A 16,077-nucleotide genomic window follows, 5' to 3' on the forward strand; every position below is an offset into this window, starting at 1 on the left:
CTCCTAATTGCTCTTCCATAGTTCCAGCAATTGTTTTTCTTCATCCTCGGTAATGAGCCGCAAGTTTTCTATGCTCTCGTCAGGATATGCCGTCACTTGTTCAAGCCAATTCACAAAATGCCCGATCATTCGTTGTATGGTGGCATACTCAAACAAATCCGCATTGTATCCAAACGAAATCAATACAGAGTGCTCATTTATCACTTCGATTGAAATAGACAAGTCAAATTTGGCAACTTTGATGGCAAGCGTCACAGGCTCAACTTTTCGATTCGGCCATTCCTTTACATTTCGCAGATGAGTATTCATTGTAAAAATCGTTTGGAAAACAGGAGAGTAGCTTGTATTTCGTTCTGGTTGAAGGGCTTCTACTATTTTTTCGAACGGTACGTCCTGATTCTCTTGTCCACGCAATGCTTTTTCCTTGACTTGGGCGACCAATTGCCTGAAGCTTGGCCCTTCTTCTACATTCACCCGGTAAACAAGCGTGTTTACAAAGAACCCGATCAATCCTTCCATTTCTTTGCGACTCCGATTGGCAACCGGACTGCCGACCAAAATGTCTGTTTGTCCGGTATATCTGGAAAGGAAGCCTTGGTAAGCTGCCAGTAAGGTCATGAACAGCGTTGTCCCTTCCTGTCTGCTGAATGCTTTTACTTTCGCTAATAAGGCAGGCTCCACTTGTATATGCTGCATATCCCCTCTATAGCTTTGAATGAATGGCCGTGGATGATCGAATGGCAACTGCAACACGGGAAGGTCACCCGCCAGCTCATTTTTCCAATACACCAGCTGCTCGTTTACAGTCTCATCCGTTAACCAATCCCTCAGCCACACTGCATAATCCCCGTATTGAATAGCCATTGGCGGTAGATCGGCTGGCGTGCCACTGACTGCTTCTTCATAGAAAGCCATCCACTCGTCTACCAAAATATCCTCTGACCAACCATCGAAAACAATGTGATGAACGGTACACAAAAGAACATACTCCGACTCATTCTTTTTAATCAGCTCCGCTTCAATCAGCGGTCCTTGACTCAAGTCAAATACGCGCTCAGCATTCCGTTGAATATGATGAGTGACGTGCCTGTCCCCTTCTTCCATAGAGAGATGGCTGAGATCAATGACAGGCAACGATATCGGTTGATAAGGCTTGACGAGCTGTACAGCGGTATCATTTTGTTTTGCGAATACCGTACGAAGCATTTCATGACGTTCAATCAATCGGTTAAAGCCTTTTTCCAATCCGCTAACGTCCCAAGCGCCGCTTAAACGCCAGACATACGGAATGTTGTAGACGTTGCTCCCAGGCTCCAGTTGGTCAAAAAACCATAGCCGCTGCTGCCCAAAGGATAGCGGAAGCGGTTTCGTCCTATCCACTTGGTGCAATGCGGGCAATTGAGCCGCTTTTCCGCCTAGACGCCATTCGGATATCCGCTTGGCCAGGCTCTCGATGGTCGGGCATTCGAAAATATCTCGCAGAGGGAGATGCTGACCGAACACTTCTCGTATGCGCGAGGCGACCTGCGTCGCTAATAGAGAATGGCCTCCCAAATCAAAGAACGAATCTGATACGCCAATTTGGTCGATGCGCAAAATGTCGCTCCATATGAGTGCTAGTAATTCCTCTGTTGCGTTGCGAGGAGCTGAATAGTGATGGCTTACCGTATGGCTGTCAGGTAGCGGCAAGGCTTTGCGATCCAATTTGCCACTTGATGTGAGCGGCATTTTCTCCACCTGCACAAAATACGAAGGAATCATGTAAGGTGGCAGCTGTTTCTGCAGAAGGAGCTTATACTCTTCGACCGATGTGGTACCACTGTAATAGGCGATTAACCGTTTATCTCCCGGCTCAAATTCTTGGGCAATCACAGCGACTTCCCCTGCGCCTGGCTGCTTCCTCATGAGCGCTTCGATCTCTCCCAATTCAATTCGATACCCGCGAATCTTCACTTGGTTGTCCATTCGGCCAATATACTCAATATTGCCGTCTGGCATCCACCGCGCATAATCTCCTGTCCTGTACATTTTTTCTGCCGATAAACGACCATATGGATTCGGGATAAAACGCTCTGCTGTCAGCGCCGGCTTTCCTACATACCCTCGAGCAAGCCCTACGCCCCCAATCACCAACTCTCCCATGACGCCAACGGGCTGCAAGTGACATTCTTTATTGATGATATAAGCCTGCGTATTATCAATCGGTCTCCCAATGGGAATGACCGTACTGTCCGCGTGACAATCATAGTAGGTCACTTCAATGGTCGTTTCCGTCGGACCATACAGATTGTGGAGAGTCGTTTGATTCCGCTGCTGAATCAATCGATGAAAACGTTGAACCTGTTCCGTTGTCAAAGCCTCCCCAGTCGTATACACGCGCTGTAAGCTTTTGATTTCTTCCACACAATCGTTGCTTTCCAGATGGTCTAAAAAGATGCTGAGCATTGATGGAACAAAGTGAATATAGGTGATCTGGTGTTTGGCGACCGTTTTTATAATCAGCTCCGGGTCTTTTTCAGCATAAGGAGCGAGAAAACATAGCTTGCTGCCGGTGAAAAACCATAAGACCAATTCGGTTACCGAAACATCAAAGCAATAGGGAGTTTTTTGCATGATCGTGTCGTGTTCGCCCATAGGATAGCGATGAACCATCCAGTTCATACGATTGACGACAGAGCGATGTTCAATCATGACGCCTTTTGGTGCTCCCGTCGAGCCTGAGGTGTAGATGACGTAAGCCAAATTTGTCGAGTGAGCAACTGGTTCGAGATTGTCACATTCTACTTCTTGCTCAGGCATATTCTCACCAACGTACAGAACCGGACCATTGAAATCGATCGCTTTCCTGAATTTCTCTTGCATGACGACTACTTTCGTATCACTATCCTGAAGAATATAGGACAGTCTCTCTTTCGGTGCCATCGTGTCCATCGGCATATAAGCCCCACCAGCTTTTAAAATGCCAAGGATACCAATCATCATGTCAGGTGAACGTTCCATCATTAACCCGACTAATGTATCCGGTTTCACTCCCAAGTTTCGCAATTTTCTTGCCAGGAAGTTGGCACGATGGTTGATTTGCCGATAAGTCCACTGTTCGTTTTCAAATATGACCGCGATTTGCTCTGGTGTCCGTTCAGCTTGCTCCTCGAAAATTTGATGAATGGTTTTCTGATCCGCAAACGCAACAGAAGTGTCATTCCACTTCTGAAGTATTTGATTCTGCTCAGAGGCGGTCAACATTGGCATGGAATGGAGCGTTTGGTCACTGTGGGTAAGAACACTTTTCAGCAATTGGATATAGTGCTCAATCATGCGACGCATGGTAGATTCGTCATACAAATCCGTATTGTATTCCCAATCCAAGCTGATACTCCCGTATTCCTCCTTCGTTAATAGAGAATCGGAGAGCTCAGAGTGGTTCGTCACTACCACGTTAATATCAAATTTTGCCGATCCGTTGCTAATGCCTTCGGTGAGTTGAATATCCAAATCGGATACAGGTAAATGGGTAACTTTCGTGTCTTGGAAGCTAAACATGACCTGGAATACAGGGTTCCGGCTTTGATCGCGCTTCAGTTTTAACGCATCGACTACCTGATCGAATGGAATTTCTTGATTCTCATAGGCTTCCAATGCTGACGTTTTGACTGCTTGCAAAACATCCTGAAACGTCATCTGATCGGTAAACTGCGTCCGAATCACAATATTGTTCACAAACATCCCGATCAAGTCTTCGGTGTCTTTCCAGCGCCGATTCGCGATACCCGAACCTACGATAATATCTTCCTGATTCGAATACCGATGCAGCAATGTCTGAAAGGCAGCCATCATGACCATGAATAAGGTCGTGTTTGTTTTCATGCAGTAATCACGCAATTGAAGATACAATTCTTCCGGTATTAAATGGGTGAACATGTTCCCGTTAAATGTTTGATTGACCGGGCGTGGCCTGTCGGTTGGCAGTTCCAGAATCCCGTTGGCTCCGTTCAACAGATTCTTCCAGTATGTTAACTGCTTATTTTCCTTGCCTCGTTTAAACATCTCGTTCTGCCACACGCAATAATCTGCGAATTGAATCTGCAATTCCGCGAGTGGAGATGGTTTATTCTCCAGATACGCACTGTACAGCGTAAAAAGTTCTTTCAGGAATTTTCGGAACGACCATCCATCATGAATCAGATGATGCTCTACAAACAGAATGACCGATTCCCTATCTGAGATCTTGTAAACCAGCCATCTCGCCAATGGCAGTTGCGAAATATCGATCGGCTTCTTGATCTCTGCTCGAATCAATCTCTGCACTTCACGTGCACGATCACTCTCAGGTACATGAGAAATATCAATAACGGGCAATTTCACATCGAATGGTTCATAAATGACCTGATACGGCCGCCCATTTTTCTCAAGAAAAACGGTTCGAAATATTTCATGTCTGCGTACAATCTCGGTAAAACATTGATTCAAGATGGGGATATCTAGCATCCCTTGCACTTTCATGGTTGCCTGAAAGATATAAGCCAAATTATTGGAGCTTAACTGTTCTAAAAACCACACTCTCTCCTGCGAATAAGAAAGCGGCAAATCTCTGTCTCGTGATGCCCTGCTAATGGCAGGAAACGCATCCATCGAGTATGTATCCTCTGCGGCATTGATGACTGGCACGATGCTTCGGATTGTCGGATATTGAAACAGGGTAGACAACGGGAGTTCTTTTTTGAAGACTGCGCGGATTCTTGCTACAACCTGCGTCCCTAACAGCGAATGTCCGCCTAATTCAAAGAAATTATCCTCTACACCAATCTCCTCATATCCAAACAAATCCTTCCAAATGCCCAAGAGCTGCATTTCCAGTTCTGTTTCCGGTTTTTTATATTCTGCTGAAATATGCGGTCGGCTATTTCCTACCTCTGGCAGTGACTTTATATCAATTTTTCCGCTGGGCATAAGCGGGAAAACATCCATTTTCACAAAATACGCTGGAACCATATACTCCGGAAGCTGAGCCTTCAAATAATCACGCCATTCCGTTATGCTTCCATATCCTATCACATAGGCGATAAGCTTGTTATTTTCATAGGAATCCTTTTGGGCCACTATAATGGTTTGCTCAATAGATGGATGAGTGCTTAAAATCGTTTGAATTTCCTCAAGCTCAATCCGGTAGCCTCTCACCTTGACTTGATTGTCATTGCGACCAAGATACTCCAGATTACCGTCGGCTGCATAACGAGCCAAATCTCCCGTTCGATACAATCGCGAATCTGCTTCTGGACGATAAGGATTGGCAATGAAACGCTCTTCGGTTAATGCAGGACGGTTTAAATACCCTCTTGCTACACCTGTTCCACCGATATAGAGCTCGCCAGCCACTCCGACGGGTTGGATTTGTAAATGCTCATTGAATACGTACAATTGTGTCTGACAGTTTGGCTTTCCAATGGGGATCAAAGAGCGATGATCCTCAGGCATACATTTGTAGCTGGCAACTTCGACGGTCGTTTCCGTTGGACCATAGGTGTTATATAAGATTGTCCCATGAGGAATAGTCAGCAGATGCGTAAATTTCTGGGCAACTTGAGGTGGAAGCACTTCCCCACCGGCAGTGACATATTTCAGAGAGGATAGGGCAGAAGACGTACGATCATTCTCGATATAATCCAAGACTACTTTTAACATGGATGGCACAAACTCAAGATGGGTAATGTTATATCTCTCCACTGCTTTTACCAGCAGGGCAGGGTCTTTCTCTTCGCCGTTAGGGAGGATGTACAAGCTCGCACCTTTCACCATCCACCAATAGAGCTCCCAGACAGACGCATCAAAAGAAATAGACGTTTTCTGCAAGATTCTGTCTGTATTCGTCAGTTCACTACGCTTCTCCAGTGTTTGAAGAAAATTCATGATGGAGCGATGTTCAATCATGACCCCTTTCGGATTGCCAGTCGAGCCCGAGGTATAGATTACATAGGCCAGATCGTTACCATTCACTTGGTTTTCAGGCTTTTCCATGCTTTCATTCGAGATTATTTCAGAATCATCAGATAAATTAATGGTTTTTATTCCGTCATGTATTCTTGCGACAGATGCTTCATCCGCGATGACGATTGGCAATTCTGCATCTTTTATCATATAGCGCAGTCTTTGAACAGGATAAGCAGGGTCCATCGGGACATAAGCGCCTCCTGCTTTCAACACGCCCAAGATGCTCACGATCATTTCAATGGAGCGCTCCAGGCATATGCCAACGAGCGTCTCACTTGTAACACCTATCTTTCTAAGATGATGGGCCAATTGATTCGAGCGTATATCCAATTCCCTGTAGGTGACTTCCTCTTGCCGGAAAACGAGTGCGATGGCCTCTGGATGACGATTAGCTTGGCAATCAAAGGCAGCTAAAATGGTATCGGGAAGCTCAAAAGCCTCGTCATTCCTGCACCACTCGTCTAGCAATTCTCTTTCCTGACTTTTGGTGATCAATCGCAATTGATCGACAGGTGTTTCCCTATTCGTTACAACCTGTTCCATCCAGTTACAAAAGTTCTTCAGCATTCTTCGGATGGTTTCTTGTGTAAACAACCTGGCATTGTAGGTGAAAGATATGCGCAAGACGTCTGCCTCTTCAACATCCACACGCAAGTCTACAGTTGACTCGTCGTACTCGATAGAAAGCTTGTCTATCGTGACTACATTTCCGGCTTTTCTGACTCTCAATAAGGTATGAAATAATGGCGTGGCTGCTGAAAGACTTGCGAACATCTGTCCCTTGTCTGCTTTATCCTTGCCCTCGGTTAGTAGCTGCTTAAAATTCATAGCTCCATCAACAAAGACTCGATTTATCCAAAACGCAGAGTCTGTCACCGCACCAACCCGAATATCCTTTTGACCCGTATACCTGTAAAGATAACTGTGATAGGCAGCTAAGAGTACTGTAAACAGATCGGCCTTTTCTTGTATCCCCACCTGTATGGCTTGCTTGCTCACCGTATCTGAAAGATCAATCGTTTGAGCCTCGCCCGCATATCCAGTATGGTGATGCCTGGAGATATCTAGCGGAAGCTGTAGCAATGGATCTTCTCCAGCTAATACTGACAGCCAATGGTTCTTTTGATCTTCCATGGACATGGTCATCCTCCCTTTTCGCGTTTGGTAATGATGGGAATCTCCAAAACGAGCGAAGATCCTCACCTGTTCTGATTAATCAACACGACACCTCCCCTCCTCTCAGCAATTGTCTGCAAAGGAATCAATGAGTGGCTTCATCGCACAGCATATGAAATAATCAGGCCAGCGTCTGATAATCGGTCTTTGTCAGTGCTGACACGCTAGTGGAGTATGCAATTGGAAGAATACCAAGAATGACAGTTTGATGAATCGACAATTCTAGCCCACGACTGTAATCTCGCCGCGGGGTGACTCTTCTTTTTAGGTGAATTGGAATATAGATTTCATGTGGGAGTTGAATGTTTAGCGCTTTATACACTAGTTGATTGGATTGCTATGATGGGAGATGGAGTGTAGAGTGAGGATGTTGTTATGTGTAATCAAACCAATGCAGGACACTGCACTTGATCATTGAGAAATGGTTCTTTCGAATCAGAGTTGCTAAACTAGCTACTGACTCTATGAAAGGAGGGAAACTTGTTGAAATGCAAAGGAGTTGGTTAGGAAAGAATCGCAGAAAATTACCCATATCAAGTATGAATTGTAATCTTTTGTCATTTAAGGATATTATATCATGTCTGAATTTTATGTCAAATACGATGATATTGAGTCGTCTTTGCTCAACCGGAAACTATAATTAGGAAATTTTTGCACATAAAAAATATAAGACATTTCTTCTCCCTGTGTTAGGTTCGTTTCACAGCTCACCTAACGCCAAGAAAGGAAAAATGTCTCAGACATTTCTAGGAAAAGTTATACACACCTACGCCCAACGACACTGCCAACAAAATACCAAAGTACCACTTCGTAAACCGAAGACTGAACCACGAGCCTTCCCACCATAAGATCCCAAAAAAAATGGCCCCAATCAAGATGCTACTTGCAAAAGCAATGAGTGCATTTTCCATATTTCTTCACCTTTTAAACAGAATGGAAAAGGGGCTGCGCTCTACAGTTGATCGAACAGCCCCTTTTCGTTTACCAGACCGTAATGTTAATCGTTATGGTCTCGCCGCCGTATTCTACTGTAATCGTTGTTTTACCAGATTCCAGAGCGGTTACGACACCATTTTCTACAGTCGCAATCTCAGGATCTTCCACTGTCCATTCGGCATCCTTGGTGACGATCTCCTCGTATCTTTTTTCATAGACCGCATACAGGACGATCTCTCCAGTCTTGTCTGCCTTCAAGCGCAGCGAAGAGCGCGATGCTCGCAAATCTTTCACTTTCTTTTCCTCTACGACGAGCACACGATTGGTTACCTTTTTACCGCCAAATTTCGCAGTAATGACAGCCTTCCCTTCAGCCAGCGCTGTCACTTTTCCCTCTTTTGTTACTTCGATGACCTCTTCGTCGCTTGAGAACCAAGCTGCTTTTTCTGTCACCTCTTCGGTGTTCTTATCACTGAAGACGGCTGTCAGCGTTAGCTGCTTCTCCTCATCGATCTCCAAAACCAAATCCTTGAAGGAAGTCGTCAACGAACGAATGGTTTTCTTAGAAACCGTCACCGGAATCTCCAGTTCCTCGCCCATATAGCGTACGGTAACGATGTCTTCTCCCTCTTCTTTGCCTGCCGTAATACGGCCCTGCTTGACGGTAACCAACCCGTTTTCCGTGTCGTACTCAACATTTTTGTCTCGCGTGATGTCTTTGCGTTTTTTGCCTTCTACTTTATAAAGGCGCAGGGTCGTGGTTCCCCTTGGCTTCATCCAGAAGGACGGTTCGTTTGTTTCCAACTGGAAGGTGGCTATTTCCTTAACGGTTACTTCCACCGAATCGGTTTTGTTCCCGTCTACGGTCGTTACTGTAATCGTCGCAGTCCCAGAAGCTACTGCCGTGATCTTGCCTTCCTCATCTACCTCGACGATCTCAGAGTCGCTGCTTTCCCACTTGACTCGTTTATTTGTTGCATTCGCTGGTTTTACAGTGGCACGAAGGCTTTCTGTATCGCCAACACGCAGCGTTAACTCCTCTTCCTCCAACTCAACTCCGGTGACCGGCTCTCCTATTGGTGGATTCGGCACATTTGGCACATATAGCTCAATGGAATCATCCAGTTCGACGGAGTTTCCTGCCTGGTCGCGAAGCTGAATCAGAACTTTTTTCATCCCATTGCCATACGTCAAGTTCCACGGTACCGTCCCCGTCACTTTTTCCCAGCTGCTCCACTTGCCTTGGTCATTGGAGATGCGCATCTCTACATCTCCCAAATTGTCCGTGGTAGTAACATGCAGTCTCACGCTGGTGGAGTAGGTTAGACGATCATCATTGTTAATGACGAATGTTCCCTTTGGTGCTGTCTTATCCAAGGTAAACGTGATCTTGATTTCGTTTCCGGAAGCATCGACGACCCGCAGTTCATGCTTGCCTTCACTGGTTACCTGGTCGCCACTTGCAAACGGAGCACTATTCAGCGTCGCAGTTCCTTCGTTGAATGTGATTGTCACGTCATCTTTGTAAATCCCTTTGTCCTCGACTCCTGTAACAACGGGCACATCTGCATCCAGCTCGATCGTATCGGAAACGGTTGTAATGTGCCCTGCCCTGTCTGTGATCTGCATTTCGACAGTCTTGGTTCCATCACCGGACTTCAACTGCCATGCTTTGGTCGCAGTTACTGCCTCCCAATCGCTCCAGTCGTTGTCACCATTTGCGAAGCGGATTTGTACATCGCTGGTACTGTCGTTCGCTGTGATGGCGAGCGTAACATCACGGGACTTGGTGTAGCTGTCTCCGTTATTGATCGTGATAGAACCAGTCGGCGCCACCACATCGAGTTCAATCGTATCGCTTAGCTTTGTGACGTTCCCCGCCTTGTCCCGCAGCTTGACATAGACCGTTTTGATGCCGTTTGTACTGCCATCAGCCAGCTTCCATGCTTTGGACGCTGTGAATCGCTCCCACGTACCCGAATTGTCATCTACGTTAGAGATAGCCATCTCGATGTCGTCTGGATTTCCGGACGCAGTGAGTTGCAGCGTAACCTCTTCTGTTTTCGCAAATTCAGCTCCGTTATCGATGCTGAGCGTTCCAGCCGGTGGTGTTTTATCCAGTGTGAAACGAATCGTCGTGCGATTTTGTGCATCATCTGTGACGACCAACTCATACGATCCTTCCGCGCTGACGACAGAACCGCTCGTAAACGGATTGCCGTTCAGCAATGCTGTTCCCTCGCTGAAGGTAATCGTTACGTCGCTGGCATAGACACCATCCTGGGTGACTCCTGTGACAACAGGTCCAGAGGAATCCAGCGTGATTTGCTTTTGAAGAGCCAATTGGTTTCCGGCTGGGTCTTTCAACTCGAGATAGACCGTTTTGGTTCCATCAGCACTGCTCAACTCCCATGGAACGTCGCCTTTTGATGGTGCCGCTTTCCAATCGCTCCACGTCAGGTTGTCATTGGACAAGCGCATTTCCACACCATGGGCATCAGCCGACTCCACACTCAACGTAACTTTGCTCGTGTTGGTATACAACTGACCTTGATTGATCTCAAAAGCACCCGTAGGGATGGTCATATCGAGTGTGATCTCATCGGTAAAGCTGGCAATATTCCCTGCTTTGTCCTTTACTTCCATGTAAACCGACTTAGTTCCGTCCCCAGTCGGCAAGTTCCACGCCTTTGTCGTGGTCAGCGTTTCCCAGGAAGTCCAATTAGCTGGATCACTCGTATCATGGGAAAAGCGCATCTGTAGTTCATTGCTGAAATCGGTAACGGCAATTTGTAATGTGGTTGCAAGTGAATTGGTATAATTGGCGTCACCATTGATCTTGAGACTGCCTGACGGCTTCGTTTGATCAATCGAAAATGCAAGCGTCGCTGTATTGCCCGCTTCATCAGTGACAATCAGCGTATAAGCACCATCATCATTGACGATTTCTCCGTCAGCTATCGGCTTTCCGTTCAAGATCGCCTTTCCTTCGTTGAAGCTGATCGTAATACTCTGATTGTACAGCTTGTTGTTCTCTACCCCTGTGACTACAGGTGCAACCGTGTCGAGTGTAATCGATGCCTGTAAATCATGGGGGTTGCCAGCTTCGTCGATCAACTGTAGATAGACCGTTTTCTGTCCATCCCCATTTGTTAGCTTCCAAGTCTTGGTGGTCGCCACATCCTCTAGCGCACTCCAACTGATGTTATCGTTAGACAGCTTCATTTTCACCTTGCTGGAAACGTCAGTGGCATCGATTTGCAAAGTGACATCCTGGTTGTTCGTATGGGTGGCTCCGTTATTGATCGCAAGAGTTCCAGTAGGCGCGGTTTTATCCAGGGTAAAGGTTACCGTAGCCGTATTCCCCGCCGCATCCGTCACTACCAGCGTATACTTGCCCTCCACACTCACCTTTGTGCCGCTGGCAAAAGGTGCACCATTCAATGTTGCTGTGCCATCGTCGAAGACAGGTGTGACATCTGCCGTGTAGAAGCTGCCATTCGCAACCCCCGTCACAACAGGTGGCGTTTTATCTAACATGATGGTATCCGATGTCGTAAACAGATTCCCTGCACCATCACGGAACCTCGCGTAGACTGTTTTTTGTCCGTCTCCACTAGCCAAGTTCCATTCCAGCTTGTTGTTGGCTGGGACTGGTATCCAACTGCCTGTAAAGCTGTTATCATTCGACACCATCACTTCTACCGGGCCGTTCGCATCACTCCCCTGAATGGTAAGCTCTACCTTCTCTGATGAAGTGGCTACGTTCCCGTTATTGATCTCGATGGTCCCTGCTGGAGGTGTCGTATCCAGCAAAATGCTATCCTGCGCTTGCAGGACAGTTCCTGTTCCATCCCGCAGCTCCATGAAGACCGTTTTGGTCCCTTCGTCTGTCGTAAAGGTCCACGGTACAGGTGTCGCAAACGGCTTCCATTCGCTCCAAGAACCGCCTTCCACGTTCGTCAAACGATAATCGGGCTTGGCTGCGTCAGGATCATCATGGTTGATGGTGAGCATCACATTTTCTGAACTCGTAATGGCTGCACCGCCATTGATGGTAACCGTCGCTGTCGTAGGTGGTTCATTTTCATCCGTCACCTGAATGGTCATCACCTTGGCGAATGTATTGCCAGCCGAGTCTGTTGCGGTTATCGGCACAGAGTAAGCCGACTTCGTTTCAAAATCAAACGTTTCCGTCGCCTTCAGTTGATTTCCCTCAACAGCAAATGGCACCGTAGTGTCTTGAATACTAAACGTAACGGTGTCTCCTTGATCAGGATCTACTGCCGAAAGCGTACCAACTACCGCTCCTATTTGATTGTTTTCAGGAATCGAATTGGACGATAAGAGGATATCCGTTGGCGACGAGTTAGGAGCATAAGTGATTTCTAGCTGAGAAGCGTAGCTAAAATTTCTTTTGTCGTAGAAAATGATTTGAGGCTGATACAAAACGGGGACAGGTGGTGCGGTTTGTCTTCCTCTTAAAACAAAGGTAGCTTTTTTGTCTGAAATATTGGTCTTGACAAAGCTGGTTACATCAAACGATTTCCATCCTGTGAAATTACTGGGGATAAACTCATTTGTTATGATTTTTTCATGATGCGTAGGTAGCGTCGTCGTGAAATCATCGTTCCAATTGTCATCAAACGAGCCCCATAGATCAATAAAGGGCATATCTCCGCCTGTTGCTTCTACCTTATGCACATAAATTTTCAGGGCAGCAGACTGAATTTTCCTCTCACTTTGCACGCCACTCAGGTCAAAACGCAGGGCAGTATTCGCAGCTCCATAGTCCCCACCAGAGTCTCGGGCATAGCCGACGATCAACGCGTTGGGAATTCCTTGGTAATTCAGGCCATCAGGATAGGCACCAAACGCATCCACGAACTTGTCTGCCTCTACCCTAATCACAACGGGAAGATCGGCTGCTTTCACTTTTTGTTGAAGAAACACAGGTTGGACAATTGCGAACAGCAAAGTGAATACCAACAAACGAGCAATTATTCTTTTCATGAATAATGTTGTCCTCCTTTCTTCTTCATTTCAACTCCCCCTTCTGTCGACACACTCCCCTAGCAAAACATCTAGGTGAAACAAAATTATGTTAACAACAGTCTTTTACAAAAAATACTAACTAAAGTTATGTCTTTTCTTGATTATTTTCTTCCCAACAAAAAACCCCACCGTATAGGCGGGGGTTGATTCTAATGGTCGATCTCGCTCTCTCTTAATCTAACAATCGCTTGTGCACGATTTTTCACCTGGAGCTTGCTAAAAATTTGATGCACATGCCCTTTTACCGTCCCCAGTGTGAGATGCAGCTTGTCCGCAATCTCCGAATTGGATAACCCTTCACCGATCAGTGCCAGCACTTCCGACTCTCTTTCCGTCAATTTTTCCAATGCAGGTGATACCCGGATTTGAATATCAAGCGTAGGAAATTCCTTCTCCACGCTTTTGAGCAGCATCGAAAGATAAGCCATCTCTTGCTTGGATACGTTTTTGCTTTTATAGAGCGAATAGAGCATTTTGGCGACGCCAGGGCCTTCATCCAAAAAAGTGCGTACATAGCCTTCTGGTGCGGCTAATATCACCGCCATGCGCATACACTCCATCGCTTCATGATGCTGTTTTTGGATCATGAAAGCTTGGCTGAGCAGTAGAAAAGCTTCAATCTGACTCCCGAGCCGATCCTTTATTTCCGCCTCGTGCTTTAGACTGGTGAGCAGCATGATGGCCGCACTGTCGTTTTTTAAATAGATGTATACCCGAGCCAACGTCATTCGCTCAAATTCATGTCGGGAAGCGACAATATCGACATTCATTTTCGTGTAGGGCTCAGCCCATTTTTCTATTTCTTCCCGTCGATTTTCTTCGATCCATAATCGGACGCGGAATGTTTCTACAAAAGACATCCAATGGGGAGGCGCATCGTGCTGGCGGCATAGCAATGTAATTTCCTCCATGGCCAGCCACATCTCGTCGTTACGATGCTCTGCTTTTCTCCATCGGGCCAAAGTCAGATACACAGGGACCAATACGCCGAAATTCAAGGAGATGGTGCCTAACTGGATTGCTCGCGGTACGAAATATTTTAACTGCTCACAATCATTTTTCTCATAATAAAGCTCAGCCATCACGATGGAACCGTAGGCTAATATGCCAAGACCACTGTGCTTCCAGATTGCCCTCAGTTTTGGATAGAATTCATTCACGTTGGACAAATACCCGCTCAAGGCCACACGACTACGCAGCACGTACGGCTCATCCGAATTCAGCTCGATACCGACGATGAAGTAGCGGCTGAATTTTGGCTTCATTTGAACCGATTCTTCCATATATTTGAGGGAAAGGTCTACATTTCCCCGCATCACTTCGATATATCCCCGGAGCACACACATTTCTACTCGACAGTCGTCAAAGCTCCCATGATTGGCCCGTGTAGCTTCGTCAGCCAATTGAAGGAGGATTTCCGCCTGATCAATTTCGTTGGATACAGCATGCAGCCAAGCAAAAGCAATGCACAGCTCGGGGTTGCATTCCAACCAGGACTTCTCAAAGTATTTCATCCATCTGCGCAGTGTTATATTTTCGTACTGTTTCAACATCCACGGCGCATGTGCGACGATTAAACGGCTCGCCCGGGTCCAATCTTTTCCGAGAAACGCATGCTCAGTCGCCTCCATTACCCATCCGTGACTTTCGAACCAACAGCTTGCAGAGATATGTAGGGCAGGAAGCAGTTCGTTATAGGTTTTCCTTACATGGGAGAGCAAAAGTTCTGCGAACAAATGGTGATAACGATACCACTCATTTACCCCGTCCAGCGCGATGACAAATGAATTCGTTCTCTCGAGCATGCGAAGGATGTCGTGAGCGTCCGGCTCTCCGGTAACGGCTGCGCATAGATCTCCTGTCAGCCGCGGCAGTATAGACGTTTTCAATAAAAACATCTGCACCTTTTCTGGCAGTCGTTTCAATACTTCTTCCGTCAAATATTCCCCGACATACTTGTCGTTACCGGAAAATTGATGAATGATCTTTGACGCTTCGGGCTTTCCTTGCATGGACAAGGCTGCTAACTGCAAACCGGCCACCCATCCCTCCGTTCGTTTGCTTAGCGAGCCAATGTCTTGATCTGACAGACTTAGACCCAGTTGCTCCTGGAATAAGCGTCTGCACTCCTCCTCATTGAACCGAAGAGTGTCTGAGCCCAGTTGCTTCAACTGTTTCCGAACGCGTAGACGGTGTAGGGCAAAAGGAGGTTCCTCCCGCGTAATCAGGACGACATGCATATATAAGGAAGCATGCTGGATCAGAGTCTGCAGTCCTTCATGAATGGAAGGCTCCTTTATGAGATGGTAATCGTCCAATACCAGATAAAAATCACGTTCAAACCCCGCAATTTCTTCGAGTAACACGGACATCAACTGCTCAGCAGAAGCCGTGTACTGCGGGTGGAGCACCGAGGAGGATTCTTTGCCCAAGCCTTCCTGCGCCGAATCAATTGCCCTGGCAAAATATCGCCAAAAGCGCACGGGATCATTATCGGATTCATCCAGGGAGATCCAACCGGTCGGTTTGCCAGAATTTTGCGTCCATTGACTGACTGCTGTCGTTTTTCCGAAACCGGCTGGCGCGCACACGAGAATCAATCTTGCTGCGCCCGCGTCATCGATTTCTTTCAATATCTGATGCCGAAGCAACAAGTCCGAACCATACTTCGGAACATGAAGCTTGGTTGCGATAAGTGGACTGTACGTTAATAAATCCATACGCATCTCCTGCCTAGAAGTAAAATGACATTCATGAAGGAAACATGGAAAGTAGCCTTGCTATCGATGTCCTGAAGCGCAATGAGGTTGGCTAACGGGGAAAAAGAGTTCATAGAAAGATAGGAAATATTGCTCAGATTAAAGATACAGCAAAGTAGTCTCTGAGTGGGTAATTTTTTTATGAACGTTGCATCCAGACAGAGAA

General features: G+C 46.5%; 3 protein-coding genes. All 3 read right to left on the minus strand.

The features are described from left to right. Positions 1-3: 3 nt before the first annotated feature. Positions 4-7,125 carry an amino acid adenylation domain-containing protein gene (locus AB432_RS26900; RefSeq protein WP_048034913.1) on the minus strand — a complete coding sequence of 2,374 codons (7,122 nt, stop codon included), beginning with the start codon at positions 7,123-7,125 and terminating at the stop codon, positions 4-6. 1,017 nt (positions 7,126-8,142) lie between these two features. Continuing rightward, positions 8,143-13,110 (minus strand): Ig-like domain-containing protein, encoded by a 4,968-nt coding sequence (locus AB432_RS26905; protein ID WP_048034914.1) that lies wholly within the window; start codon positions 13,108-13,110, stop codon positions 8,143-8,145. A gap of 191 nt (positions 13,111-13,301) precedes the next feature. Then, positions 13,302-15,872, minus strand: coding sequence for a winged helix-turn-helix domain-containing protein (locus AB432_RS31445; protein WP_048034915.1), 2,571 nt, complete (start codon positions 15,870-15,872; stop codon positions 13,302-13,304). Positions 15,873-16,077: the final 205 nt, after the last annotated feature.

The organism is Brevibacillus brevis (assembly GCF_001039275.2).
Lineage (GTDB): Bacteria > Bacillota > Bacilli > Brevibacillales > Brevibacillaceae > Brevibacillus > Brevibacillus brevis_C.